The organism is Sphingobacterium yanglingense (genome assembly GCF_004363245.1).
Lineage (GTDB): Bacteria > Bacteroidota > Bacteroidia > Sphingobacteriales > Sphingobacteriaceae > Sphingobacterium > Sphingobacterium yanglingense.
Genome location: NZ_SNYV01000011.1, coordinates 893,892 through 919,293, shown reverse-complemented (window position 1 = coordinate 919,293; position 25,402 = coordinate 893,892). Strand labels below are relative to the sequence as shown.

Annotated in this window: 25 protein-coding genes; 18 read left to right on the top strand and 7 right to left on the bottom strand. The window is 41.1% G+C overall.

Annotation, left to right across the window (positions count from 1 at the left end):
• The first annotated feature begins 150 nt into the window (after positions 1–150).
• Together CLV99_RS06230 and rocD are read left to right on the top strand one after the other, a co-directional pair.
• Complete coding sequence (locus tag CLV99_RS06230) at positions 151–453, top strand: hypothetical protein (protein WP_133583611.1); 303 nt, start codon at positions 151–153, stop codon at positions 451–453.
• Between the two features lie 188 nt (positions 454–641).
• The gene (gene rocD, locus CLV99_RS06225; RefSeq protein WP_133583610.1) at positions 642–1,883 is read left to right on the top strand and encodes an ornithine--oxo-acid transaminase; all 1,242 of its coding nucleotides are present in this window, start codon (positions 642–644) and stop codon (positions 1,881–1,883) included.
• 160 nt (positions 1,884–2,043) lie between these two features.
• Here the strand turns inward: rocD and CLV99_RS06220 are convergent, their stop codons facing one another.
• The gene (locus CLV99_RS06220; RefSeq protein WP_133583609.1) at positions 2,044–2,622 is read right to left on the bottom strand and encodes a hypothetical protein; all 579 of its coding nucleotides are present in this window, start codon (positions 2,620–2,622) and stop codon (positions 2,044–2,046) included.
• Positions 2,623–3,038: 416 nt separating this feature from the next.
• Here CLV99_RS06220 and CLV99_RS23155 point away from each other — a divergent pair, with 416 nt between their 5' ends.
• The 9 genes from CLV99_RS23155 to CLV99_RS06180 all read left to right on the top strand — a co-directional run bounded on the left by CLV99_RS23155 (position 3,039) and on the right by CLV99_RS06180 (position 13,299).
• Complete coding sequence (locus tag CLV99_RS23155; RefSeq protein WP_162850037.1) at positions 3,039–3,203, top strand: hypothetical protein; 165 nt, start codon at positions 3,039–3,041, stop codon at positions 3,201–3,203.
• A 68-nt stretch (positions 3,204–3,271) separates the two neighbouring features.
• On the top strand, positions 3,272–4,969 hold the full coding sequence (locus CLV99_RS06215) for a tetratricopeptide repeat-containing sensor histidine kinase (RefSeq protein ID WP_133583608.1): 1,698 nt from the start codon (positions 3,272–3,274) through the stop codon (positions 4,967–4,969).
• Positions 4,970–4,982: 13 nt separating this feature from the next.
• Complete coding sequence (locus tag CLV99_RS06210; protein ID WP_133583607.1) at positions 4,983–5,648, top strand: response regulator; 666 nt, start codon at positions 4,983–4,985, stop codon at positions 5,646–5,648.
• 100 nt (positions 5,649–5,748) lie between these two features.
• Positions 5,749–6,138: a hypothetical protein gene (locus CLV99_RS06205; protein WP_133583606.1), complete on the top strand. Its 390-nt coding sequence runs from the start codon at positions 5,749–5,751 to the stop codon at positions 6,136–6,138.
• A 268-nt stretch (positions 6,139–6,406) separates the two neighbouring features.
• Positions 6,407–7,483, top strand: coding sequence for an efflux RND transporter periplasmic adaptor subunit (locus tag CLV99_RS06200; RefSeq protein WP_133583605.1), 1,077 nt, complete (start codon positions 6,407–6,409; stop codon positions 7,481–7,483).
• A gap of 22 nt (positions 7,484–7,505) precedes the next feature.
• Positions 7,506–10,667, top strand: a complete 3,162-nt coding sequence (locus tag CLV99_RS06195; protein ID WP_133583604.1) for an efflux RND transporter permease subunit — start codon at positions 7,506–7,508, stop codon at positions 10,665–10,667.
• Positions 10,660–12,096 carry a TolC family protein gene (locus CLV99_RS06190; protein WP_133583603.1) on the top strand — a complete coding sequence of 479 codons (1,437 nt, stop codon included), beginning with the start codon at positions 10,660–10,662 and terminating at the stop codon, positions 12,094–12,096. The genes CLV99_RS06195 and CLV99_RS06190 overlap by 8 nt, the downstream gene beginning before the upstream one ends.
• Positions 12,097–12,260: 164 nt before the next feature.
• Entirely contained in the window at positions 12,261–12,692 is a 432-nt protein-coding gene (locus tag CLV99_RS06185) for a hypothetical protein (RefSeq protein WP_133583602.1), read from the top strand.
• Positions 12,693–12,831: 139 nt separating this feature from the next.
• Positions 12,832–13,299 carry an SgcJ/EcaC family oxidoreductase gene (locus tag CLV99_RS06180; RefSeq protein ID WP_133583601.1) on the top strand — a complete coding sequence of 156 codons (468 nt, stop codon included), beginning with the start codon at positions 12,832–12,834 and terminating at the stop codon, positions 13,297–13,299.
• Between the two features lie 24 nt (positions 13,300–13,323).
• Here the strand turns inward: CLV99_RS06180 and CLV99_RS06175 are convergent, their stop codons facing one another.
• Genes CLV99_RS06175 through CLV99_RS06165 form a run of 3 tightly spaced genes read right to left on the bottom strand, consistent with a single transcriptional unit; the run spans position 13,324 to position 14,848 of the window.
• Positions 13,324–14,019, bottom strand: a complete 696-nt coding sequence (locus CLV99_RS06175) for an SDR family NAD(P)-dependent oxidoreductase (protein WP_133583600.1) — start codon at positions 14,017–14,019, stop codon at positions 13,324–13,326.
• 6 nt (positions 14,020–14,025) lie between these two features.
• Positions 14,026–14,496, bottom strand: a complete 471-nt coding sequence (locus CLV99_RS06170; RefSeq protein ID WP_133583599.1) for a YdeI/OmpD-associated family protein — start codon at positions 14,494–14,496, stop codon at positions 14,026–14,028.
• A 55-nt stretch (positions 14,497–14,551) separates the two neighbouring features.
• Positions 14,552–14,848 (bottom strand): hypothetical protein, encoded by a 297-nt coding sequence (locus tag CLV99_RS06165; protein ID WP_133583598.1) that lies wholly within the window; start codon positions 14,846–14,848, stop codon positions 14,552–14,554.
• A 187-nt stretch (positions 14,849–15,035) separates the two neighbouring features.
• Here CLV99_RS06165 and CLV99_RS06160 point away from each other — a divergent pair, with 187 nt between their 5' ends.
• Positions 15,036–16,070 carry a YncE family protein gene (locus CLV99_RS06160; protein ID WP_133583597.1) on the top strand — a complete coding sequence of 345 codons (1,035 nt, stop codon included), beginning with the start codon at positions 15,036–15,038 and terminating at the stop codon, positions 16,068–16,070.
• Between the two features lie 57 nt (positions 16,071–16,127).
• Here the strand turns inward: CLV99_RS06160 and CLV99_RS06155 are convergent, their stop codons facing one another.
• The 3 genes from CLV99_RS06155 to CLV99_RS06145 are packed head-to-tail and all read right to left on the bottom strand — an operon-like array spanning position 16,128 to position 17,940.
• Positions 16,128–17,270, bottom strand: a complete 1,143-nt coding sequence (locus CLV99_RS06155) for a glutathionylspermidine synthase family protein (RefSeq protein ID WP_133583596.1) — start codon at positions 17,268–17,270, stop codon at positions 16,128–16,130.
• Positions 17,270–17,638: a hypothetical protein gene (locus tag CLV99_RS06150; RefSeq protein WP_133583595.1), complete on the bottom strand. Its 369-nt coding sequence runs from the start codon at positions 17,636–17,638 to the stop codon at positions 17,270–17,272. The genes CLV99_RS06155 and CLV99_RS06150 overlap by 1 nt, the downstream gene beginning before the upstream one ends.
• Entirely contained in the window at positions 17,638–17,940 is a 303-nt protein-coding gene (locus tag CLV99_RS06145; RefSeq protein ID WP_211348434.1) for a hypothetical protein, read from the bottom strand. Before CLV99_RS06145 ends, CLV99_RS06150 begins: the two co-directional genes overlap by 1 nt.
• Before the next feature lie 325 nt (positions 17,941–18,265).
• On the opposite strand from CLV99_RS06145, the gene CLV99_RS06140 reads away from it, so the two are divergent.
• The 6 genes from CLV99_RS06140 to CLV99_RS06115 all read left to right on the top strand — a co-directional run bounded on the left by CLV99_RS06140 (position 18,266) and on the right by CLV99_RS06115 (position 25,397).
• Entirely contained in the window at positions 18,266–18,625 is a 360-nt protein-coding gene (locus tag CLV99_RS06140; RefSeq protein WP_133583594.1) for a hypothetical protein, read from the top strand.
• On the top strand, positions 18,600–19,187 hold the full coding sequence (locus CLV99_RS06135) for an RNA polymerase sigma factor (protein WP_133583593.1): 588 nt from the start codon (positions 18,600–18,602) through the stop codon (positions 19,185–19,187). The genes CLV99_RS06140 and CLV99_RS06135 overlap by 26 nt, the downstream gene beginning before the upstream one ends.
• 20 nt (positions 19,188–19,207) lie before the next feature.
• Positions 19,208–19,420: a hypothetical protein gene (locus CLV99_RS06130; protein WP_133583592.1), complete on the top strand. Its 213-nt coding sequence runs from the start codon at positions 19,208–19,210 to the stop codon at positions 19,418–19,420.
• A gap of 534 nt (positions 19,421–19,954) precedes the next feature.
• Complete coding sequence (locus CLV99_RS06125; RefSeq protein WP_133583591.1) at positions 19,955–20,554, top strand: RNA polymerase sigma-70 factor; 600 nt, start codon at positions 19,955–19,957, stop codon at positions 20,552–20,554.
• 77 nt (positions 20,555–20,631) lie between these two features.
• Positions 20,632–21,720 carry a FecR family protein gene (locus CLV99_RS06120; protein ID WP_133583590.1) on the top strand — a complete coding sequence of 363 codons (1,089 nt, stop codon included), beginning with the start codon at positions 20,632–20,634 and terminating at the stop codon, positions 21,718–21,720.
• A gap of 197 nt (positions 21,721–21,917) precedes the next feature.
• Entirely contained in the window at positions 21,918–25,397 is a 3,480-nt protein-coding gene (locus CLV99_RS06115) for a SusC/RagA family TonB-linked outer membrane protein (protein WP_211348432.1), read from the top strand.
• Positions 25,398–25,402 lie beyond the last annotated feature (5 nt).

The window sequence follows — 25,402 nt, the reverse complement described above, 5'->3', positions numbered from 1 at the left end:
CGTATAAATGGGTCAAATTAATATGGAAACTGAAATTAATTTTGGGTTAAAAAGTGTCAGGATAAGGGTTTTTATATAAATCTCTAAACAGATTTGCCTGTGATTTGTTATAGTTATGGTAAGAGAACATAAAAAATGTAAGGAGGTTTGATGAAAACTATTTTTAATTATGAATCTGCAAGTATTGCCTTGCAAAAGCTAAGTGAAAAGGGATATACAATTGATTATAACGTGCATTTTGATCGGTTACAGAATGAAGCAGACGGATATATTATCGATTATTTGTACCGCTATGAAGGGGCGACAGATCCAGGGGACGAGTCTACGGTCTACGGAATAAGGAATATGTCTACCAATGATAAAGGTGTGTTTGTGGCTGGGGATCTTGGACTTATCGAAGGCAAGAAGCGGGATATTATCGTTAATCTAGAGATACGCTCCAGAAGGCAATAAATTTACTGGGGAATTCATTCATTAGCTTAAATAAATCTTGTGAATCTCTATTTTTATTCAAGCTTTTATTGATTTTCTATCTGCGCTTTTAGGTCATGTTATATTTTTATAGCTTTGGGGAAATAGTAATTTTCGCCTCTCCACTGGACTCTGCTAGTAGAGTGGGGAAGTAAAACAAGCATAAACTTATGTATAACAATTATCAAATTCCAGCAAAAACAGCTTCCTTTATCGATGTAGAAGAGAAACATGGAGCGCACAATTATCACCCACTACCTGTGGTTTTATCAAAGGGAAGCGGTGCTAAGGTATGGGATGTAGAAGGTAAAGAGTATTTTGATTTTTTATCTGGATATTCAGCTGTAAATCAGGGACACTGTCATCCTAAGATTATTAATGCATTGACGGAGCAAGCACAGCAATTGACACTTACTTCAAGGGCTTTCCATAGTGATAAGATGGCTGGCTATACCCAGTATATTACATCCTATTTCGGTTACGATAAGGTACTGCCGATGAATACAGGAGTAGAGGCTGTCGAGACGGCGTTGAAATTAGCACGTAAATGGGGGTATGAGGTAAAAGGTGTTGAACCGGGATTAGCTAAAATCATTACAGTAGAAGGAAACTTCCACGGACGTACGATAAATGTTATTTCTTTCAGTACAGATGATACTGCACGAAATGGATTCGGTCCTTTCGTTTCGGGGTATGTGACTATTCCTTATAATGATACAGAGGCGTTAGAACGCGCTGTTCAGGACCCTAATGTGGTTGCATTATTGGTTGAGCCCATTCAAGGTGAGGCTGGCGTATATGTACCAGACCATGGCTATCTAGCTTCAAGTTACCAGATCTGTAAAGCAAATAATGTATTGTTCATTGCCGATGAGATTCAAACGGGGCTTGCACGTACAGGCAAGATGCTCGCTTGTGATCACGAAGGCGTTCATGCAGATATCTTGATTTTAGGAAAAGCACTTAGCGGAGGAGTATTGCCTATATCAGCTGTTCTCGCTGATGATGAAGTGATGCTTTGTATCAAAGCCGGAGAGCATGGCTCTACTTATGGTGGCAATCCTTTGGCTTGTGCGGTAGCGATTGCAGCGCTTGAGGTGCTGAAAGAAGAGAATCTAGCTGATAGAGCTGAGAAACTGGGGCAGTTATTTAGATCTGAATTGGAGAAACTAAATCACAGATACATTAAACAAGTCCGTGGTAAAGGGCTGCTGAATGCCGTTGTTATCAATCACCCGAATCCCGATGCAGCCCAGGATCTTTGCATTGAACTCATGAAGAATGGAATGCTGGCCAAACCTACTCATGGGGATAAAATTAGATTCGCTCCACCTTTGGTGATATCCGAAGCCGAGTTGTTGGAAGCGATCGAGATCATAAAGAAAAGTTTAGCTGTATTAGACGAAAACTAAGTCGTTGAGTACATTGTAAGTACAGCAGTGACGGGATATTTTATAGGTAATTATTAGATGATTATTTTTATTAATAGCTAATTGTGGAGCGTTAAGATATCCCCTCGAATGGTACTTTATAGTTTTAGATAGGCTATTTGATTGTATGTAATCAGATAGCCTATTCTTTTGCAATAAATACGGCAGCTACAGTCGATATTATTCCTAGAGACAGTAATAATTTGAGGCCATTCCGAATGGATGAAGACGAACCGGAAGATCTTGTAATAATCGGTCTGGAGTTGTTTTTCCTTAACGTTGCAGTATTTTTTAGAGAAGAATACGGTTCCTGCCGGTTTTGATATTCTCTATTCTCGTTTTTAATCCCAACTTCTGCGAGGTGATTCTCCCGCCATTTACGGTAAGGACGGGGTTGAAAGTCTATAAGCATAGCCAATATTTTTACGACATCTTCTGAAGGATTGGAGGTGTTGCCCAGAATGTAATTTCTCAGCGGTCTAAACTTGTCCAGATCATATCTACGAATGTAGGTGTCTAATTCGGCATACGCTCCATTATACTTTAAAAATCGGACTAAGGTCTCTTGATCATCTTGCGATAAGCCTCTTGCCATTAGTAGCAGAAACAAGTTTCGTAGATCACCGGGTGAAGGCTTCTCTAATTCATCATAGGGAAGCGTTCTGTTATTTTTCTTCATTAGATAAGCAGACCTCACTGCTTCTTTAAATAGCTCAAACATACAACAAAGTTAATCCCCTCTTGTATCGGAATTTACGGAAAACCGTAAGTCCTGTCATTTTATATCAAAGCGCATTTGTACGGAATTATCGGAAAATACACGGTGATATTGGAACTGTTGTGGAAACCTTGGAAATATTGGAATCGTTTGGTTTTTAGGTATTTATGGTGTTTATGTTTGCGTTGTAAATCAGAGAAAATGATGAGCCATTACTAGTGTTGGCAAACGTTGCTCAAGATTTTTTAAAAAATATATAGCCCGGAAAATACAAGCCGGTTTGGGAAGCAGTTTCTGTTTTCCGGGCTATATGTTCACACTTCCCAAAAAATTCAGAAGGCCTTCTGAAGACAATCGTAGCAATCCGGTGCGTGGAGCACCTGACCTACCTGTTTTTAGACTTTTAAATTTTTTGACCCATGTGGCATTTAATTATCGCATTGTTTATGGCGAATAGCTTATCCTTACATTCAACCCCGAAAGCGGATAAGTCAATTGAAAATATTGTAGCGGATGGTAGTAAAGGCGGAGACAAAGGGGGGGGGAGACCTCCTATACCAAATCCGATAAAGGGAAACGTATAAAAATATAAGGCGGCATTTGTCGCCTTATATTTTACTTTTTTTGTAGATTCAAGGCATAATTGTTTGCTTTGAGGATTACGGGTCTATTTTTGCTTCTTATTGTCTTGTTTTCATGTTCTGAAAAGGAACCTAAGAAGGTTGAGAAAACTGTTCTAGACTTTTCTCGACAGTATGAACGCGCTTTTGCTTACCTAGATAATGAAAAGCCGGATAGTGCCTTTGCCGAGTTCGAAAATATAAAGAATATGGCTATCGATGCCAAGGATAGTCTTAATGCCGCAAACTGCCTAATCCAAATGGCTGTTACGGTTTGGGAAATAGGCGATTACTTGACTTCACAAGAATTGTCTCTGGAAGCGAATAACTATCTCGATACCAATAATGTTAACCATGCTGTATATTTGAGTTTTAATTATAATAACCTTGGTAATGTGACGGATGAGCTAAAAGATCATCAAAGAGCGGTTTTATTTTATGATAGAGCTATTCATTATTCTCAGGATTCTTTGGATACCAAAGTTTTTTTAAACAATAAAGCGAAGACGTTGTCAAACATGGGGGAAGAGAAGAAGGCGCTAAATATTTATAAGTATATTTTGGCTGGGGAGAGTAAGGATGAGAAAGATTATGCAAGAGCTCTAACGAATTATGCAAGCCAGCGCAATAAAAGTGACATAAATTATAACGCTCTCGCTGATTTGGAAAAAGCTTTAGCAATTCGTACTCGCCAAGAGGATAAATGGGGGATAAATTCGAGTTTAGCACATTTAGCGCACTATTATGAAAATCGTAATACAGACTCTGCCCTATATTACGCCCAGAAAAGATATGATGTAGCAATCGATCTCAACAGTGTTGACGATAGGCTTGATGCATTACAACAGCTGATCTCTTATAGTCCAGCAGTCAAGTCCAAAGCTTATTTTAATGATTATAAAGAGCTGTCAGACAGTATACAGCTTGTACGTTCTAAAGCAAAAAATCAATTCGCTTTGATTCGGTATGAGGTGGAGAAAAACAAGGCAGATAACTTGAAACTACAGAATGAGGTCAATGATAAGAAGTATAGGATCACTATGCAGCACATCTTGACATGGGCAATTGTGGCTGTTTTTACATTGCTTGCTGTTTTTAGTCTCTTTTGGTATAAACGACGTAAGCAGCGGCTTTTACTAGAAACGAATAATAGAATAAAAGCAAGTCAACTCAAAACTTCAAGAAAAGTACACGATGTAGTGGCTAATGGATTGTACCGTGTAATGACGGAGATTGAAAATAGAGAAGATATCGATAGAGAGGGAATATTGGATCGATTGGAAAGCATGTATGAGAAGTCTAGGGATATTTCTTATGAAGTACAAGAGGCTCCTTCCGCCGAGAAGCAGGAGTTTCATGAATCTCTGGGAGAGTTGCTCCGATCGTATGTTACCGAAAGCCGACAGGTTATAATGGCGGGAAATGAAGCCAAGATGTGGGATTCTATTTCTGAGGTCATCAAGATCGAAGTGGAGCATGTGCTCCAAGAATTGATGGTCAATATGCGGAAACACAGTCAAGCTGATAGGGTGGTTGTGCGTTTTGAACGATTGGAAAATCGATTGAATATTTATTATAATGACAATGGCGTTGGCTTGCCGCATAAATTTATAAAGGGAAATGGTTTGAATAGTACGGGAAACCGTATGGAAAATATAAATGGTGATATTAAATTTGTTAGTGAGATAGGCAAGGGACTGAAAGTGCATATTTCGATTCCTATCTTTTGAAAAAACGAAAACTATGTTTAAAAAAGTACTTATCGCGGAAGACCATGAAATAGCTAATATTTCGGTTCAGAAAACACTTCAGGAGCTTGGAATAATAGATACGAAATATGTCTATTATTGTGATGACGCATTGAGTTGGGTACGTAATGCGCTTCGTGACGACGAGCCATACGATTTATTAATTACGGATTTATCATTTGAGGATGACTATAATAAACAACGTATATCGGGTGGGATGGAGCTGATTAAAGAAATTGCCGCGATTCAGCCTAATCTTAAGGTTATTGTTTTTTCTGCGGAGAATCGTAGTAGTATAATTGAAGAATTATTTAACAAATATGGCGTGCAGGGCTATGTGCGTAAAGCGAGACGGGATGCCCAACATCTGAAAGAAGCATTATATACATTGTTTGAAGGACGTAAGTATCAATCCCCTGATATCAAGCAAGCTATACGTACTCGGAATTCGCATGATTTTAGTGCATTGGACGTTAACATCCTTTCGTTATTGGCTGAGGGTGTATTACAGAAGAATATACCTTATCATTTACAAGAACGAAACATAAAACCTTCTGGATTAAGTAGCATTGAAAAACGCCTGGGCCTGATGAAAGATCTACTTGGCTTTTCTAAGAATGAGCAGCTGGTTGCCTATTGTAAAGATATTGGTCTGATTTAATAGGTTTTAAGATTTTAAATCTTTAAACAGAAAATCCCTTTTAGTTAAAAAACGTTAAATGCATTTAGAATTTCATACCTAAATGTAAATTTGAGCGAAAATGAAAAGGGATTTTTGGATAGCATTTATGGTACTGTGGACATTGTGTTGCCCACTATTATACTTGTCATCTAATACAGCTGTAAGCACCTTCTCGATATCAAACCTACACCAGAGTTCACCTCGATTTAAGCCATTTAAAGTTTTTCGGATAGGTCAAGAACAAGAATCTCCTTTTAGTCAAAACTCTATTGTAGAAAGTTTATCCGAAGCGGATCTGTTCTCTGTCGTTCAAAGGTATTTCTCCTCTCCGCATTTCTTCTTTATGTTGGTGTATGGAGGACTGCTGATTCAATTTTTCTTTTTCTTCAAACGAAGGTTGCCTTTTTGTTATTACCTGGCTCCCAGAGCGCAGGAGCAATATTTGGTACAGCGTGTACTACTGATTTAGCGCACCCTATGCGCTTCTAAATCCGTTTTTAGTTAAGACGGTTTTCTTTTTTCTTCCGGTTTCTTTTGAACGTTCAAACATTGGTTAGCTGTCGGCTAATACATGATCTGTAATCGGAAAGATCTTCATAATAACTATTTAACAACTTTAATTGGGGTATATACCTCATGTAATACAGTAAACCGAATGGAGGGAATGAGCCTACATCTGTACTAACAGGTTGAGGTCTACTTCTCATCAGTAAGTTTAACTACTAATGTTTATTTTAATGAAAGCCAATCTATTTATCGTGGCTAGTGCGATTTTTTGCATGTCCTGTACTAGCAAGGGGCACGAGCATTCCGTAGAGGAAAAATTTACGGTGACTTCACCTTTGAGAACAGATACTTGCCTCGTTAGAGAGTATGTATCTCAGATACGTTCGCTCAAAAATATTGAAATCAGGGCTCAGGAGAAAGGTTATCTACAGCAGATCTATGTAGACGAGGGGCAGCACGTGACTCAAGGGCAGTTGCTATTTAAGATAATGCCTACGCTATACCAGGCGGAGTATGAGAAAGCAAAAGCAGAAGTGGATATGGCCGCTATCGAACTGCAAAATGCAGAAACCCTGGCCAGCAAAAATATTGTAGCCAATAACGAAGTCAAAATGGCCAAGGCTAAATACGAACAGACCAAGGCTGAAATGTCCATCGCTAAGGCTCACCTATCCTTTACAGAGATACGTGCACCATTTGGCGGAACGATAAATAGGATTCCCTTACGTCTGGGAAGTCTTATTGATGAAGGAGCCTTATTGACCAGTCTCTCCGATAATAGTAATATGCAGGTCTATTTTAATGTATCTGAGCGCGAGTATCTGGATTATAAAAATGATAAAGATCATAAAGCAGAGAACAACCTGGATCTTCTCCTGGCAAATAACACCATGCTACCTTATAAAGGCGCTGTAGAACTGATCGAAAGTGAGTTTGACAACGAAACTGGGAATATTGCCTTTCGTGCCCGTTTTCCGAATCCCGAAGGTTTACTTAAAAATGGACAGACTGGAAAGGTGCAGATGAAGGTACCCGTGAGTCAAGCCTTGCTGATACCCCAGAAAGCGACGTACGAACTGCAAGACAGGACCTATGTATTTGTTGTGGACAAGAAAGGAGAGGTGCACGCCCGTCGGATCATAATATCAGGCTCATTGCCGGATATATACATCGTGTCTGATGGACTGAAGACCGAAGATGTAATCCTGCTGGAAGGAGTACAGAAAGTGAATGAAGGGGATAAAGTAATCGGTGAGTTTCAAGCACCACGTAAGGTATTGTCTAATCTACGTATACAAGCGGAATAGACTTTTTTAATAACGATATAAGATGTTTAATAAATTTATACACAGGCCTGTATTGGCGATAGTTATTTCGTTGGTAATTCTATTTCTAGGTATTATTGCCATCTTTTCATTGCCGGTTACGCAGTTTCCTTCGATTTCACCTCCGAAAGTCAATATTACGGCCGAATACCCTGGAGCTAACGGAGAGTTAATGATCAAATCTGTTATTATTCCACTGGAAAGGGCATTAAATGGAGTGCCGGGAATGAAATACATTGCCTCTGATGCTGGTAATGATGGGGAGGCTTCTATACAGGTGATCTTTAATCTAGGTACAGACCCGAATCAGGCTTCGCTGAATGTACAGAACCGTGTAGCATCGGTGGTGAATAAACTACCTCCGATTGTGGTACGGGAAGGGGTAAAGGTGACCCGAGAGGAATCTAATATGTTGATGTATATCAATATGTATTCGGAAGATAGCACGCTGGATGGAAATTTTTTGTTTAACTATACAGATCTAAACGTACTGTCTGAATTGAAACGTGTAGATGGAGTCGGTGCTGCTGATATTTTGGGTAATCGGGAGTACGCGATGCGCATCTGGCTCAAACCGGACCGTATGTTAGCGTATAAAATTTCGGCAGAAGAGGTAATGAAAGCGTTGTCGGAACAGAGCTTGGAAGCATCTCCAGGTAAGACAGGAGATGCCTCAGGTAAGCGCTCCCAAGCCTTTCAGTATGTTTTGAAATATTCAGGACGATATACCAACGAAGAGGGCTATGCTAATATAGTGGTCAGAGCCAATCCCAACGGTGAGTTGCTGAGACTTAAGGATATTGCGGACATAGAATTTGGAAGTGCATTGTACGATTTGTACTCGACATTAAATAACAAGCCATCGGCAGCCATAACCTTAAAACAATCTTACGGGAGTAATGCCTCTCAGGTTATAAAGGATGTCAAAGCAAGGATGAAGGAGCTTGAACCTAGCTTTCCGAAAGGACTAAAGTATGAAGTCAGTTATGATGTATCGAAGTTCCTTGATGCTTCAATGGAGAAGGTAGTGCATACACTGATTGAGGCATTTATATTGGTGGGTATTGTGGTATTTCTCTTTTTAGGGGATTGGCGGTCGACCCTGGTTCCTACCTTAGCGGTACCTGTTTCTTTGATAGGGACATTTATGTTTATGCAGTTGTTTGGCATAACAATCAATCTGATCACTTTATTCGCCTTAGTGTTGGCGATCGGGATTGTAGTAGATGATGCGATTGTTGTGGTTGAGGCAGTGCATGCTAAGATGGAGATTGAGCACCTTTCGCCACTCAAGGCGACGATGAAAGCGATACATGAGATAGCAGGGGCAATCATCGCAATCACGTTTTTGATGGCTTCGGTGTTTATTCCAGTGGCTTTTATGTCGGGACCGGTAGGGGTATTCTACCGACAGTTTTCCATTACGATGGCAACCTCGATCATACTTTCTGGAATTGTGGCCTTAACGTTAACTCCAGCACTATGTGCCATCCTATTAAAAAATCATCACGGAAAGAAAAAACTGTCTGTTTTGGATCGTTTTATCCTCGCTTTCAATCGCTTCTTTGAAAAGCAACTCGGATTATACCAGTCGGTTCTATCTAAGGTGGTCAACAAGCGGGCCTTAACATTTTTGATTATTGTCATCTTTAGTATAGGGGCTTATTTAATGAACAACAGTCTGCCCGGTGGTTTTATTCCAAATGAAGATCAGGGTATGATATATGCCATCATACAGACCCCAGCCGGGGCATCGTTGGAGCGGACAAACGAAGCTGCGAATAAGCTGCAGAAACTGGCAGCACATATTGATGGGGTCGCTTCGGTGTCTTCTATAGCTGGTTATGAGATTCTTACTGAGGGTACTTCGGCCAATACGGGTACTTGTCTTATCAATCTGAAAGATTGGAACGAACGGAAGCATAACGCGCAGGAAATCATCGAAGAACTGGAAGAGATGGCTAAGGATATTCCTGGGGCACAGGTTGAGTTTTTCCAACCGCCTGCTGTACCAGGATATGGAGCCGCTGGTGGTTTTGAGTTGCGTCTATTAGATAAGCAGGGGAGTGGTGATTTTCAGAAAATGGAACAGGTGAGCCGGGAGTTTGTAGCAGAGCTGAACAAACGGCCTGAACTGTCTTCGGTATTTACATTCTACAGCGCGAGTTTTCCGCAGTATATGCTCAATATCGATAATGATGTAGCGCAGCAAAAGGGGGTTACGATTGAAAATGCCATGAATACGCTATCGACATTGATCGGTAGTAACTACGAGACAAATTTTATCAAATTCGGTCGTCAATATAAGGTTATGGTGCAGGCGCTACCTGAATATAGAGCGCTACCGCAGGATATATTGAAGCTCTATGTCAAGAACGATAAGGATGAAATGGTGCCTTTCTCTGCCTTTATGCATATGGACAAGGTGTATGGCTTGTCCGAAATAACGCGTCACAATATGTTTAATGCATCCGAGATAAGTGGTTCGTCTGCTCCGGGTTACAGTAGTGGCGAGGCTATAAAGGCGGTGACTGAGGTGGCAGCAAAGACTCTACCTAGGGGTTATGGTATCGATTGGGCTGGTATTTCTAAAGATGAAGTAGGACGGGGCAATCAGGATATCTATATCTTCCTGATCTGTCTGGGCTTTGTCTATTTGGTACTGGCAGCACAATACGAGAGTTTTATACTTCCACTAGCTGTTATTCTATCGCTTCCGGTTGGTATTTTCGGTGCTTTTTTCCTTCTGAAGGTCTTTGGATTGGAAAATAATATCTACGCACAGATCGCTCTGGTGATGCTCATCGGTTTATTGGGTAAGAATGCAGTACTGATCGTAGAGTTTGCGGTACAGGAGAGAAGGAATGGGGTGCCGATTTTAGAGGCGGCTATGCAAGGGGCTAAAGTTCGTTTCAGACCGATTCTGATGACTTCATTTGCCTTTATTGCTGGATTAATTCCGTTGGTATTCGCTTCGGGACCTGGGGCGCTGGGTAACCGTACGATAGGTACTGCAGCGGCCGGAGGGATGTTGTTCGGTACGATTATAGGAATATTACTGATACCGGGGCTGTATTACATCTTTGCGAAGATATCAGTCGGTAAGCAATTGATAAAAAATGAAGAAGATAATCCATTAACCGAAGAGATCGATCATAATGTATAAAAAAACATATTTCAGATACCTAGTCTTTTCGATGCTAGGCTTATCTATAGCAGGCTGTAAAGTGCCTGCTATCAAAGAGCAAAAACCTCAACTGGATCTGCCTCAGGTTTACAAGAGTGCGAAAGAGGATAGTACTTCCTGGGCTAGTATTCCATGGAAGTGTTTCTTTAATGATAAAGACTTACAGGTGTTGATTGATACGGCTTTATCAAGGAATAAGGAGTTGAATATCGTGCTTCAGGAAATCGAGATCGCAAAGAGCGATGTCGCGATGCGTAAGAGCAATCTATATCCAAAAGGGGGACTGAAAGTGGGAACAGGTATAGAAAAGGTAGGACGTTATACCAGTCAGGGTGCTGGGGATGCATCGACTGAGATAGAGCCGGGGCACCATATGCCTGATCCGTTGGGAGATTTTGGATTGGTGGCCTCTGCACATTGGGAGGTTGATATATGGGGTAAATTACATCAGGCGCAAGGGGCTGCCCAAAATCGATATCTCGCTACTGTAGAAGGAAAGAACTTTGTGTTGAGCAATCTCATTGGCGAAATTGCGTCATCCTACTATGAGTTGATCAGTCTGGATAATCAGGTTGAACTGGTCAATAGTAATATTGCCTTGCAGCAACAAGCATTAGAGGTCGTTATAGCGCAACGGGCTGTTGGACGTGTCAATGAGCTGGCTGTACAAAAATTTAAAGCGGAGTTATTGAAAACGCAGGGTTTGGCCTACAAGCTTAAACAGCGGTCTGTGGAGACAGAAAATCGAATTAACTTTTTGTTAGGGAGGTATTCACAGCCTATTGCGAGAAATCATAATGCTTTAGCAGAGACGCTTCCTTCGGAATTGAAAGTAGGTATTCCATCGCAGATCCTTCATAATAGACCTGATGTGAAGCAGGCTGAGTTGGAGTTACAGGCTGCAGAACTGGATGTTAAGGTTGCTAGAGCTGAGTTTTATCCTTCGTTGGATATTTCGGCAGCTGTGGGATTACAGGCTTTTAAGCCTTCTTACTTGATTAAAGCTCCTGAGTCCATGTTATATTCTTTAGCAGGGGATTTGTTTGCTCCTTTAATAAATCGTGACGCCATACAGGCGGAGTTTAAGTCGGCTACAGCTCGACAACTACAGGCTTTATATAACTATGAGCAAGTGGTATTGAATGCTTACCTAGAGGTAGCAAATCAAATGGCTGGCGTTTCGAATCTACAACAAGAAATGGAAAAGCAACAACAACAGGTCGATGTGCTGAGTAGTGCAATCGATATTTCGAAAGAATTGTTTGCTGGTAATAGAGCAGAGTACCTGGAGGTATTGACGACACAGCGTGATGTGCTGGATGCTAAATTAGAGGCTTTAGAGCTTAAAAAGTCACAATTTCTAGCATTGATCAATATCTACAAAGCAGTGGGGGGAGGATGGAGATAAATATAAAATTATGGTTTTACGGTTTCCCGTAAAAATGATTTAATCTACTGTTTACTTTTGTCCTGTAAACTTATTATGTTTTGCGCTATTGCATTCCATAGTTTTACACACAAACACAGCAGAGTACCATGAGCATATTCTTTGATTCAAATATTACATTCCTTATGAGAGAGGAAGCTATTACCAATTCCATCATAGAAACAAAGAGAAAATGCGACCTGTTGACACATCAAACCGGGAGCTTCGGTGACCTAGAGCGAGCGATTTATTTGTGTCAACAGGAGCATGGTGCTACTTATCATGCTCAAGATTGTTCTGCTCCTCTGCTTTTGGCCTACTACCTTACTTTACGTCGCTTATTCCCGGAGTCTACAACGTTTGCTCAAGTTGGATTTGAGCAGGTGGGATTATTGGATATTAACACAATGGAGGCCGAAACGCATCCTAATTCGCAGCTTGTTGATACTATTTCGGAGTATATGGCTTATCTTGACCAACTGCTCAGCGATCCTGCGAGCAGGGAGGAAAGGAGACAAGAGGTTCTTAATCTATGCGAACAATTTCGCTTTCACATCTCTGTGAATAGCAGTTTTTAAGGTCTTTTTGAAGTCGGTGACATGATAAACAGGAAAGAATAGGATACTTTTAAAAAATGTCTTTCAAGACAGCCTGTTTTATATCTTGCCGAAATTAGTGTATATTCAGTTTCAATGGCACTAGCCTGAAAGAAAGAAAATGATAGCACCTATAGTTACAAAACCGGAAGATATTCCCGTTTTATTCGTTGAAGCCTGGAACTTACGTTGCGCTGATTATATCGCCGATTTATTTGAAGAAAACGCTGATTTTGTTAATGTGGTTGGGATCTGGTGGGACAATCGGGAGGCTATTCGCAAAGCCCATGACTATGGCCTGACCGTGATCTTTAAGGATTCTTTATTGAAATTGGGAAAAGTAAAGGTAAAGCATCTTTCTGAAGATATCGCTGTGGTACATGCTCGGATGCAACTATCGGGACAGAGCGATTTGCATGGTAAGGCTGGTACTAGGAATAATATGTTTCTTTTTGTCGCTCGAAAACATCCAAAAGGTTGGTTATGTGTCTCGGCGCAAAATACAGATATCGTAATTGGAGCCGAAACACATATCAAACGAGAAGATGGCACACTACAGGCAGTCGATTATAGAGACCGCAAAAATTAGCAGGCCATACGATCGAAAATGAACCTATATATTGTCGTCCTGCATAGCTGGCATATTAATCTCTTTGACACAGCTGGAGTTGGATGTACTCATTATGAATCGAAGGGCTGAGATAACGTCTGCCATGGGGATGAGCGCTTCACTTTCTTGATCTTCGGGTTCGGTCGCTAGATATCCGAGATTCAAAACAGAGACTCCAATCTTGTGCTGGCGAAGATTCTCACGTAAAGCATGGATGATTCCCCTTAATGCAAACTTGGAGGCCGAGAAGACAACTTCTTTGCCCTTATGATTATCCAACCCCCATGTCGACCCTATAAAAATCACTTTTGCATTGCTCGCTTGTTTGAGGTTTGCGATAATTGATTGTACCGTCAGTAGGCAGGAGGTGATATTCGTATTAACAATAGTAATAATTTCGCTTTCAGATACGTTTTGGAAATCATAGTCAGGAGAGAAAGCGAGGCCTTCCCAGATTCCTACATTATAGATAAAGTAGTCTATTTTTTGATCTTGGATTTCGTCCACTAATATGCGGTTCGCTGAACTAGGTGCTGCTAAATCAGCGGCTATCCAGCGCATATTTTCTTGCTCTTCTAGGTAGCTTGGTTTACTTCTCGAAATGCCAAATACCGTATCTTCTTTGTTCGGTAGCTGTTGAGCGATTGCTTTTCCCAATCCTTTACTGACTCCAAAAATTAAGTATGTCTTTTTATCCATGTAGTTTTAAATGATTTTTGCGGTGATCTGTTCTAATGTCTTAACGATACGCTCTACCTTGACACGGTCGGTCTTGGCAGCGTATATCCAGTCTACGATGTTTTTCTTTTCGCCGTCGCTAAAGGAGCAAAAGGTTTCATAAATCTGATCTTCTTGCGATAGACATAACATTAATTCTTCTGGAATTTCAGTGGGTGTATTATCTTCAAATAGGATGACATGTACCAGATCGCCGGCTTGCTTTTTAATATGTTTTCGAAGCTCGGCTTTTAAAGGTAGAAAAAGTACCCCTTGGCCCATAGACTGTAAGTTATAGGCTTTGATGGGGTATTGGTCGACAGAACCACTGACCCTCACCCAGCCAAAGGGAGCGTTTTTACTCGGTGCTATTTCCGGAAGTCTGACATAGGTCCATCCGCCTTTGCCTTCAAATTTCTCGATGCAGTACTGCTTGTCCGTCAATAAGGTGCGAGTCATTGTATGGAGGTCTGATGATTAGGTAACAATATGGATTGACTATAGCTCAGGAGATCTACTTGTTGATCAGGACTATTTTGTTACTCCCATTTTCTACGCCTATATCAAGGTGACTACGGTTCTTTAGACTATTTTCCAATAGCGAAAAGTGCTTTGTAAAATCTTTGCTGTCTTTTGTCAACCAGAACGAAGAGGCCATAATGCCAATCTGTACACGATAGGTCGAGTCTCCCTGAGGTTCGAGTTGTTCAATAACTTGATCTTTATACCAACTGACGTTTTGGCTTTCCTGTTTGCTCGCACAGGAGAAAAGAAATAGAATGGGGACGAGGTAAAGTGTCTTTTTGAACATAAATTGCTAAACTAAACTCAAATTTACTGTTTTAATCTATAGCTACAAGAAGGTTCAAGCAGATAGTAACCAAAATTATGGTCAAGATTTCAGGCTTATTATGGTGTACGACTTCGGTAATAGGAATGTTGGGCAACTCTTATAGTAGACTCTTATTAAAAATCAGTCTAAATTAATATTATAAGATATGAAACATATATTTTTAGGTGCCGCGTTTACGCTGGCTTCAGCTCTTGTATACGGTCAAGAGAATAGTGCTAATTTTAAAATTGAGCAGATGCAAAAACTGCCTAATGAACTTTATCAATTGGTGTATAACCCAACCAATAACCTGGTATATGTCGCTGGACCCAAAAAGGGATTTGATAAAAATGCGGAGAATTTTGTCTATGTACTGGACGGAAAGAGCTTAGCGGTGAAGGATTCTATTGCGTTAGGAAAATACCTTCCGTTTGGGATTGCCTTGAATAATAAAACACAGACTCTTTATGTGGGACATTCCCTACAGGATGCGGTCAGTGCAATTGATCTGAAAAGCAAAAAACAGCAAGTGATATCGAGCGGAAACAAAAAATCGAAAATTCGCGAGCTTGCAGTAGATGAGATCCGTAATAAAGTCTATGTCTCTGATCATGGAAATCCTTCTATCTGGGAAATTGACGGCAATAGCAATACCTATGTAGGTGCATTTGAAAAAGAGGGAGCGTACCTGCTAGGTGTGAATGTAGATGCCCAGCGCGGCAAGGTATATGGTACAGATGCTAATACAATGGAAGGAAATATTCTCGTCTATAACAGTGAGTCTGGAAACTTGGAAGGACAGTTTAAAACATGGTCGTATTGTCCTCTAAATATTGCATTGGATAAGGCGGGCAATCGTTTATTTGTGAGCCAGTCCAATGATAACAATGTAACTATAGTGGATGGTAATACAGGTGATATCCTACAGAAGGTCTATTTAGGCTATGATTCATCACCTATAGGACTGGTCTATGATGAGAAAAGTAAGCTGTTGTATACAGCTAATAGGAATAAGCAAGAGGTAGCCGTTATCAATACCGATAGCTATCAGGTGGTGGAACGTATCGCAACTCAGGGATTGCCCAATACGATTACATTAGACCCTGCATCGGGTGCGATATACGTCACAAATAAGCAAGCCGGAAAGAAAGGCGAACCTGTAGAAAACGCAAATACCGTTTTGAAAATTAATAAGATTTAGTATTATTATATTTGTTAGCACAAGAGCGCTGCATCATCGATGGGCGCTCTTTGTTTTTTAATGTCTTATGATATGTGGCACAAATCTGCTTTGATCCGTCGTGATCGGCATATCGGATTCGCGGAAGGAGATTCCACAGGATTCTTGTCCTATAATCCAGCTTCCGATAATCGAAAATCCAGTTTCTTCACGATGTAATGTGGCTAGCTCTTGGTAGATATAGCCTTCATCACCATATTCACCGGCGGTTGCGTAAATCATCTGCTTGTCGTAGTACATCTCGATATTGGCACCCTCTCGGGATAGAATAGGTTTTTTAACGAAATGTTTGAGGTGAGCAGGTTCCTCAAAATACGATGCCAATAGATAAGGATGATTGGGGTATAACTCCCAAAGGATGGGTAATATCGCCTTGTTGGAAAGCAACATTTTCCATGAAGGTTCAATCCATTGTGTCTTGTTTAGATCGTTGATGATGTGTACTCCAAACTCCTCACGGATCATCCACTCCCAAGGATAGAGTTTGAATATAGATTGGATGGGATCGCCTTCAAGATCTACAAAATTACGACCTGACCAACCAATATCATCAATATAAATCAATTTGGTCTGTAGGCCTGCTTGGATTGCTGTATCGCGTAAATATTCAATATTTGTAAGATCTTCCAATGTTTCCTTGGCGCAGGAAAAGTGAAGTATATCCCCATTCAGATAGGGCCTGAGTTCACCCCAGCTATTAATCAACTGCTCGTGGATGCTATTAAATTGATCAGTCAATTCGGGGAAATAGTGTTTTTTCCAGTACCACTGTACAATACCTGTCTCAAATAGTGAGGTAGGGGTGTCCGCATTGAATTCCAACATTTTTAGGTGACCGTTAGCCTTGTCATAAGCAAAGTCAAAACGGCCATAGATGGAAGGTTCATCATTTTCCCAGGTACGCTCAATATGATGTATCATATGAGGGGGGATATGAAAATGATGGTATCGTTTGTTTTTTATAATGTATTCAACAGCATCAAGGCACATTGTCCACAACTCATTGCTGGCCTTGTATATCAAGTCTGCTTCTTTGGCGTTGATTTCGTAATAGTAATCATCCACCCAGTAAGGTACGTTATCTAAGCTGTGATAACCGTAACCTATAGATTCTAATCGAGACTCCCAGTTGGGGTCAATCCGTAATTTCTTTAATTGCATTATGATCCTGATGAGGCTCTAGGTGCACTGGCTGCGCTTTTTCCAAATCCACCACGTTGGGCATTGACAGCAGCTGCTTTGGCTGCATTGGTTCCTGATACGGACTGAGGGTGCAGGCTATTATTGGCATATCCCAATACACCGCCCATATGTCTAAAAGCCATAAACCAAAGAAGAGAAGAGCCTAGACCTCCCGTTCCGTGATGCCCCTGGCGATAGTTGTCCGTCACTTCCGTATAGGCGGCAGTAGAGTCTGCACGCATATACACCCGCTGCTGGTCATCTGTTTTTTGCTGCGGTTGTCCGCAGGATGCCAGTACCGAAGTGATCAATACCAGTTGAATATTTTTTGCTGATGGTTTTCTCATTATTGTACAGTTACATAAATAGGTACTTTACTCAACGTCTTTGTCGAATCGACTCCATCCCATGTATTTGGGGCGGCTAGCGTTTTTAGTGTATCGCTTTTTGAGGCAATCTGCTCACCATTATACCAAATATGTTGCGTTGTGATATGTAGTACGGTGTCACCAAGGGTAACTGTCTTTAATGTGACTTCTCGGGCTGACTTTTTATCAAGTTGCTCTAATGTCTGCTCTTTTTGAGTGCTACCACAGGAGGCCAATAAAGAAACTGAAAGTACTCCAAATAGATATTTTATTGCGTTCATACAATACAAATATGCCATTATTCCTCGTATTAAAAAAATGTGGGAATTAAGAAAGTATAGGTCTCCACACACTGTTTAGTTCAAGCGGTAGAAATATTTAATTTTATGATATTCAATTGATGGGGGCTGTCTGTGTGACCTTTGTATATTGTCGTTTGGGATTATTTGGGTTCTGCTTCACTTTTGAGAGATCGAAATAGAGGGGGAGAGAAAAGGTCTAATGCATACTATTTAAAAAAAAGTGAGAATGGAGTAAAATATTTTAAAGAGTTAATTGTCTACGTATTTAGAGTGCGCTCCATATGATTGTGTAATTTAAAGTATCATGAAATTAAGAAAACTAAAATGTGCCTTATTGGCTATAGTCTGTATCGCTGGTCTGAGCGGTGTCATTATGGTGTTGTGGAATTTACTTGTTCCCGATATTTTTGGACTAACTACACTCACTTTTTGGCAGGCCCTAGGTCTGTTTGTATTGACCCGTCTTCTTTTCGGTCGTTTTGGAGGGAGACGAGGGCGTGGGTTTGATCCGATGAAGAGTGGTCCGATGGCAGAGAAATGGGCTAGCATGACTGCTGAGCAGCGCAAGGAATTTATTTGTAAGCGACGTAAATTTGGTTTTGGTTCTTTTGGGAGGGACCGTTTTGATACCGTAAAGGATGAAGGACTCAACAGAGAAGATTGATGGTGTGCGGAAAACCATAGATATGGAGCAGCTCGTACGCGAGCAGCAGCCCATGTTACAGTCTTTTATCCGAAAGCGTGTGTCCAATATCGAGGATGCCGAGGATATCCTTCAGGATGTTTTCTATCAGTTGGTGAAGACTATCGATAAGAATCTTACACCTATAGAACAAGTCAGTGCCTGGCTCTATCGTGTAGCGCGTAATACCATTATTAATAGGGGAAGGAAGAAGAGGGAGGTAGCGATGCCTTCACTTTCATACGATGATGAAGGTTTGGTTCTGGAAGAACTATCTGAAATTTTATTCGGTACACCTAGCCCGACACCAGAGATGGTCTATCTACGTTCACTGGTTTGGAAAGAGTTAGAGACTGGGCTTTCTAATTTGCCTAAAGAACAACGTGAGGCCTTCGAGCTGACCGAGATTGAGGGGTTGCCCGCAAAGGAAGTTGCATTGAGCTTGAACATACCACTTAATACGCTGCTGTCAAGAAAGCACTATGCCGTTAAATATTTGCGCAAACAACTCTATACCCTGTATAAGGATATCATGTTTTATTAACTATTAAATACCCACTTATTATGATTTATATATTTGCTACTTCCGTTCAGACTGACCAGGATATTGAAGAATTAAAACCTTATTTGAATGAGAAGCTTCCTGACGCAAAATGGAATTTTGATATCGAAGATTGTGACAACATATTCCGTGTAGACACACCTACATTGCGGGCCGAATCGATCGTTAGGCTCTTATCTGATGCTGGCTATCGTTGTGAAGAGCTACCTTATTAATTACATTATTGATATTCAATCGAGATAGTTCGTTTTATTACGGTATATTTTTTTTATTTCTTTAAAGTTAATATGCTTTGATTTTCAGTGTTTAACATTGTTTATGTGTTGTTTTAGTATAGCTTGTGTTCAAAATTAAATCTTTTCGCGAGGCATTTTTGTCTGACATTTTTCTGGGGTATGTAGCTTACAGCAGTTGGTTTTTCTAAAGAATTGGTAGTAGTATTGAAAGATAGATACCCATGATTTATGACACAATCGATTGGTTACGTATTTTAGTCTGCTCAATAGTGTATTGACTTCGATCAGGCAGTTGTAATATCAAAAGTTTTACGATATACTTTTTTAGTCTTGACTGTGGAGATACCGAAAGGCAGAGTTTTGTTACGTGTTATTAAGATTTTGATTTGTAGTGTGATATGTGTGTGCTGCTGTGGGATAAGAGGGACCTGAGTTTTGAATAGTTATTAATCTTTTGTAAAATTGCGAATCAAAAGTACGAACTGCCATATCAAATAACACCGAAATCAAGAAATGGGAACTGTTGTATCTTTATTCAAATTGAAGACTGAGGAAGTTGTGGAGCGGGAGGATTTCGAGGTCTTATATGACGAATATTGGGAAAAACTCTTCAAGCAGGTTATCCGGATTCTACCCGACGAGGATGATGCGGTTGATGTGGTACAGCAGACTTTTGTTGATCTATGGGCTATCCGCGAGCGCATCCCGCAAATCAATTCGCTCAAATCTTTTCTTTTTATTATGGCGCGTAATCTGGCATTTAGACGCTTGAAAGAACGCCTAAAGAGCGAACAATACCGGGGATATTATGCCTCCCAATACGATACATCGGTGTTTGCTACCGAGCAGCAGGTGGATTTTAAAGAGCTGAATACCATCCTGGAAAGCCATATAGAGCAGCTACCCGAGAAGATGAAAGAGGTATTTCTACTGAGTAGAAAGTCTAACCTTTCTTATTTAGAGATTGCGCAGCGTCTGAATATCTCTGATAAAACGGTGAAGAAACAGATAAACAATGCCTTAAAGATTCTTAAAGTCAAAATCGATAAAGATTATATCCCTTATCTGATGCTTATATTGCTTTTTGATATACTGCAAAAAGTCGTAAAATAAAATAATTTCAAATTCGCCTACTACTTTGGCCTTCGGCCTTACTCTTTATAATATAGACTCAGATAAAACCCTATATTATGAATAAAGAGGATATCAACGAATTATTGGATAGGTATAGTAAAGGATTATGTTCGCCGGAGGAATGCAAGCAGATCGAACGCTATATCCTCAAAAATCCTATTGTGGGCAACTGGCAGTGGGAGAATGAGCAGCATAAGAGCCGAACAGCTAAGGTCATTAAAGCGGGGTTACCCATGCTACAGGGAAATCGGTCTGCAGCTGTACGCTGGATACGCTGGGGGGGCTCTGTAGCGGCTGCAATAATGCTGGTGATAGGTGTCTGGTTCTTTAACGCTGAGAAAGAGGCATTGAGCGATCCCACCTATGTGATAGCCGAAGCGAAAGATTACAGTAGCGAAAAAGTAACAATTACCTTACCGAATGGTGAGGTGCAGACACTTGAAGGGACACTTTCGGCAGCAGACCTTAAAAGTCTTGTACAACAGGGAGAAGGGGGTAAAGCCGCAGAGGTGTGGTTGACCATACAAGTTCCGAGTAGACAGCATCAAGAGGTGATATTGGCTGATGGTTCATCCATCTGGTTGAATGCGGGTTCTGTACTACGATTTCCGCAAGCCTTTACGGAAGAATACCGTCACGTTTATCTAGAAGGCGAAGGGTATTTTGAGATTGTGCACAATACGGCCAAGCCTTTTCATGTCTTTGCGGGCAAGGGTGAAATCGAAGTAACGGGGACAAAGTTCAATGTACAGGCCTATAGCGAACAGAAGCTTATTCGCACCTCTTTGGTCCAAGGGGGAGTGAATTTTTATATGGATGATAAAGCACATAAGCTAACCCCCGGAATTGAGCTTATAGCGGATATCGAAAAAGACGAGATCAAACGGCAAAAGTTTGATATCAACCAACTGACCTCCTGGAAAGATGGTTATTTTACCTTTGACAATCTGGAACTATTGGATGTCATGAAAATGGTCTCCAGATGGTATAATATAACGGTGACTTCGGATGTAAACTTCGGTAGCAAGCGCATTGGGGGCACTTTCCCAACAGGATTGCCGTTGGACGAGCTGTTGGAGGATCTGTCCATCCTAAGCGGAGTAAAATTTGAGATCCAAGGAAAGGAGGTACGTATCGTTCGATAAGCTACTAAAAAGATCCTTTAGAACCGATAAATAGAAGTGTGACCAATGCTTCCGAGCCTAGCATAAAAAAGAATAGGATTCGGTTCCATATATGTTAAAAATCAATTCATTAACTAACCATCAAAACCTAACAACGAATGTATAAAAGATATATTTCAAATTCCCGTTGTAATAATTATAGATTGACAAGGCCTATTATGATGTTAAAATTGACCGTTGCCGCGTTACTGCTATGTAGTAGTCAGGTAAATGCTTTTGTTTATTCTCAAAATATAAATTTGACGCTGAAAGACAAGAGCTTAAAAGATGCTTTCTCGAGCATTAGTAAACAATCAGGTTATCATTTCCTCTACTTAGAAAATGATATAAAAAACGTTCGCAAGATTTCTTTAAATCTGACCGACATTTCCTTACAGGATGCGCTAAAGAAGACTTTTGAAAACACGGACCTGACCTATGCAATCCGTGGCAAACGTATTATTGTAGAAAAGGTAGGCGAGAAGGTGACGTCCGTGATCAAGACTGCGGAACAGCAGCAGACGGCAATCCGTGGCCGCGTAACAGGAGAGGGAGGCGAACAGTTAGCGGGAGTGACGGTACAAAATATACAGGGCGAGACGACTTCCACCAATAATACCGGTGAATTTACAATCCAGGCTAAAAATGGAGATATACTGTTGATTAGCTTTGTGGGCTATGAGCCGCAGCGTATATCCGTGACCACACAAAAGGAATATGCTGTCAGACTGCAACCAAAAGTAGACGATCTGGACGAGGTGGTTGTTGTTGCTTACGGTACCTCAAAGAAGAGTGCTTTTACCGGTTCGGCTACACAGTTGAATGGAGATAAATTTAAAGATAGACCATTGACTTCCGTGACGAATTCTCTTCTGGGCGAAGTTTCGGGGGTACAGGTTTCTACCGCTAGTGGACAGCCTGGTTCGGACCCAACTATACATATCCGGGGGATAGGTACTATTTCTTCCAGCGTGAATTCTACGCCGCTGATCGTATTGAACGGTATGCCTTATGACAACCCGCTCAATACAATCAACCCGTCAGATATCGAAAGTCTGACCGTATTAAAGGACGCATCTTCTGCCGCTTTATATGGAGCCAGAGGGGCCAATGGGGTTATCCTTATTCAAACCAAAGGAGGAAAAAAAGACAAGCAGAGTGTTGGCTTTAAGCTGAATCAAGGATTTACCGCGCCACAGAGCAGTGACTACAAAAAAGTGGGTGTAGCAGACTACCTCTTGGTCAATTGGGAAAGTACCCGCAATATGCTATTAAAGAACGGTATGACGCTCGAGGACGCCAATAAGTCTGCAGCCGAAAACTTAATCAGCAATAACCTGAAGTACAATCCATTTAATGTACCTGATGACCAGGTAGTCGATGCTTCCGGAAAATTGAATCCCAATGCGAGCTTTATGTGGGGAGATGATACCGATTGGCTCAAAGCGATACAGCGTCTAGGTACACGTACAGATGCAGGACTCAATATAAGCGGTGGCACAGGCAAGTCTGATTACTACCTTTCTACAGGTTACCTGTCAGAGAAGGGATACATCATCGGATCTAAATTCGATCGCTATACGATCAATGGAAATATCAATTCTAAAATAACGTCGTTTTTAAAGGTAGGCGGGATGATCAATGGGGTGCTCAACAAAATGGATGGCTTACAGAATGAGAGCTCTGGAAACAATAGTAATCCCTTTCGCTATGTACGTTATATAGGACCAATTTATCCTATTCATATCCATAATCCGATAACGAAAGATTATGTACTGGATAGCAGAGGCAATCGGATATATGATTTTGGTACAGGATATCAGATTTCAGATGATCTGTCTGCTCCGAGCAGGGATTACGTCGGTGGCTCTAACCCTGTATTGGAATTGCAGAATGTCCACGACGGTTACAAACGAAATCTGTTGAATGCTAAACTATACGCAGAAATCGATATCATGGACGGACTTAAGTTCACGACAAATGGTGCCGTGAGCGCTGATGCCCGCTTGAACTCTTCCGCTTCTATTGTTTATCCGGAAAAGCAAAACAACGGGAATATCAGCAAATCGAACTCGTTTACCACGACATGGACATTCAATCAGCTATTATCCTATACGAAGCAGTTTGATCAGCATCACCTAGATGTCTTGATCGGACATGAAAGCTATGATTACGAGTACAATTACCTCTCGGGCAAGATGTCAGATCAGCGTTTTGACAATGGTAACTACGAATTTCCTAATTATTCTGTACCGGGTGATCAAAATTCAAGAACGGATAAATACCGTACCGAAGGCTATTTGTCCCGTGTTAACTACGATTACGCTAATAAGTATTTCCTTTCCGGCTCCATTCGTCGAGATGGTACGTCAAGGTTCTATAAAGACTACCGCTGGGGTACTTTCTTTTCCGTCGGAGCAGGATGGCGCTTAGATCAGGAGACTTTTATAAAAGACTTAGGTCTTTTTGATCTATTGAAGCTACGTGCTTCTTATGGAGGTGTAGGTAATGACGATATCGGTACCTATTACGCTTGGCAAGCATCTTATGAGCCTGCTGACAATGGACTGGAACCAGGTTATGTACGAGGGCGTGAGCTGAATAGCCGCTCGCTACAATGGGAGGTTTCGCATTCCAGCGACGTTGGTTTGGAGTTTGGTATGTTTCAAAACCGCTTGACCGGTACCATCGAGTATTTCAATAGACAGTCGAGCAATCTCCTATTCAAGGTACCACAGGCACCAGACGCGGGATTGACCTACGCTTATCAAAATGCCGGTAGTTTATACAATCGTGGCATAGAATTGTCCCTTAACGGCCAGTTGATAAAGCGCAATGGCTTTGTATGGGATTTAGGGTTTAATGCAACTTACTTAAAAAACAAGATTACAGAGCTCCCTATCGATCCTTACAATTCGGGTGTGCACCGTATTGAAAAAGGACATTCCCGCTACGAGTTTTACTTACGTCAGTGGGCCGGTGTAGATCCTGCAACGGGCAATAGTATATATACACCTACTGCGGAAGTGCTCAACGCCTTTCTCGAAGAGGCTGATCCCGCCAAACGATCGACCTCTATCGTAGATGTTGATGGCAAATACTATACGACCAAAGTAGCAGAAGCCATGTATGATTGGTCGGGTGTATCGATGCCTACTGTTTCCGGTGGTTTCAATACCGGATTTTCTTGGAAGGGAGTTGCATTGAATTTGTTGTTCAACTATCAGTTGGGTGGTAAGATGTATGACACAGGCTATAACAACCTAATGACCGGGCCATCAGGCTCAGCATTAACGGGCTCAACAAGACACGTTGATGTTTTAGACCGTTGGCAGAAACCGGGCGACATTACCAATGTACCAAGGCTAGATGATGCGCAGGACGTAGATCTGAATGCGGGTTCTTCTACACGTTGGTTGATCAGTTCGGATATGTTGGAATTGGCAAATGTTACCGCTTCTTATGAGTTTCCTAAAGATTTATTGAAACCTTATAATGTAGGTGGATTGCGCGTTTATTTCTCTGCAGATAATGCGTTCTTGCTTACCAAGCGTCAGGGGATGTACCCGCGCAAGGCCATTTTTTCAGGATACAATAGCAATGTCGATGTATATCTACCATCTAGGGTATTTACGCTTGGACTGAATTTAACTTTTTAAATTGT

Coding starts and splice junctions, on each gene's coding strand:
- CLV99_RS06230 (WP_133583611.1), top strand. CDS start 151: ATGAAAACTATTTTTAATTATGAATCTGCAAGTATTGCCTTGCAAAAG.
- rocD (WP_133583610.1), top strand. CDS start 642: ATGTATAACAATTATCAAATTCCAGCAAAAACAGCTTCCTTTATCGAT.
- CLV99_RS06220 (WP_133583609.1), bottom strand. CDS start 2,622: ATGTTTGAGCTATTTAAAGAAGCAGTGAGGTCTGCTTATCTAATGAAG.
- CLV99_RS23155 (WP_162850037.1), top strand. CDS start 3,039: ATGTGGCATTTAATTATCGCATTGTTTATGGCGAATAGCTTATCCTTA.
- CLV99_RS06210 (WP_133583607.1), top strand. CDS start 4,983: ATGTTTAAAAAAGTACTTATCGCGGAAGACCATGAAATAGCTAATATT.
- CLV99_RS06205 (WP_133583606.1), top strand. CDS start 5,749: ATGAAAAGGGATTTTTGGATAGCATTTATGGTACTGTGGACATTGTGT.
- CLV99_RS06200 (WP_133583605.1), top strand. CDS start 6,407: ATGAAAGCCAATCTATTTATCGTGGCTAGTGCGATTTTTTGCATGTCC.
- CLV99_RS06195 (WP_133583604.1), top strand. CDS start 7,506: ATGTTTAATAAATTTATACACAGGCCTGTATTGGCGATAGTTATTTCG.
- CLV99_RS06190 (WP_133583603.1), top strand. CDS start 10,660: ATGTATAAAAAAACATATTTCAGATACCTAGTCTTTTCGATGCTAGGC.
- CLV99_RS06185 (WP_133583602.1), top strand. CDS start 12,261: ATGAGAGAGGAAGCTATTACCAATTCCATCATAGAAACAAAGAGAAAA.
- CLV99_RS06180 (WP_133583601.1), top strand. CDS start 12,832: ATGATAGCACCTATAGTTACAAAACCGGAAGATATTCCCGTTTTATTC.
- CLV99_RS06175 (WP_133583600.1), bottom strand. CDS start 14,019: ATGGATAAAAAGACATACTTAATTTTTGGAGTCAGTAAAGGATTGGGA.
- CLV99_RS06170 (WP_133583599.1), bottom strand. CDS start 14,496: ATGACTCGCACCTTATTGACGGACAAGCAGTACTGCATCGAGAAATTT.
- CLV99_RS06165 (WP_133583598.1), bottom strand. CDS start 14,848: ATGTTCAAAAAGACACTTTACCTCGTCCCCATTCTATTTCTTTTCTCC.
- CLV99_RS06160 (WP_133583597.1), top strand. CDS start 15,036: ATGAAACATATATTTTTAGGTGCCGCGTTTACGCTGGCTTCAGCTCTT.
- CLV99_RS06155 (WP_133583596.1), bottom strand. CDS start 17,270: ATGCAATTAAAGAAATTACGGATTGACCCCAACTGGGAGTCTCGATTA.
- CLV99_RS06150 (WP_133583595.1), bottom strand. CDS start 17,638: ATGAGAAAACCATCAGCAAAAAATATTCAACTGGTATTGATCACTTCG.
- CLV99_RS06145 (WP_211348434.1), bottom strand. CDS start 17,940: ATGAACGCAATAAAATATCTATTTGGAGTACTTTCAGTTTCTTTATTG.
- CLV99_RS06140 (WP_133583594.1), top strand. CDS start 18,266: ATGAAATTAAGAAAACTAAAATGTGCCTTATTGGCTATAGTCTGTATC.
- CLV99_RS06135 (WP_133583593.1), top strand. CDS start 18,600: ATGAAGGACTCAACAGAGAAGATTGATGGTGTGCGGAAAACCATAGAT.
- CLV99_RS06130 (WP_133583592.1), top strand. CDS start 19,208: ATGATTTATATATTTGCTACTTCCGTTCAGACTGACCAGGATATTGAA.
- CLV99_RS06125 (WP_133583591.1), top strand. CDS start 19,955: ATGGGAACTGTTGTATCTTTATTCAAATTGAAGACTGAGGAAGTTGTG.
- CLV99_RS06120 (WP_133583590.1), top strand. CDS start 20,632: ATGAATAAAGAGGATATCAACGAATTATTGGATAGGTATAGTAAAGGA.
- CLV99_RS06115 (WP_211348432.1), top strand. CDS start 21,918: ATGATGTTAAAATTGACCGTTGCCGCGTTACTGCTATGTAGTAGTCAG.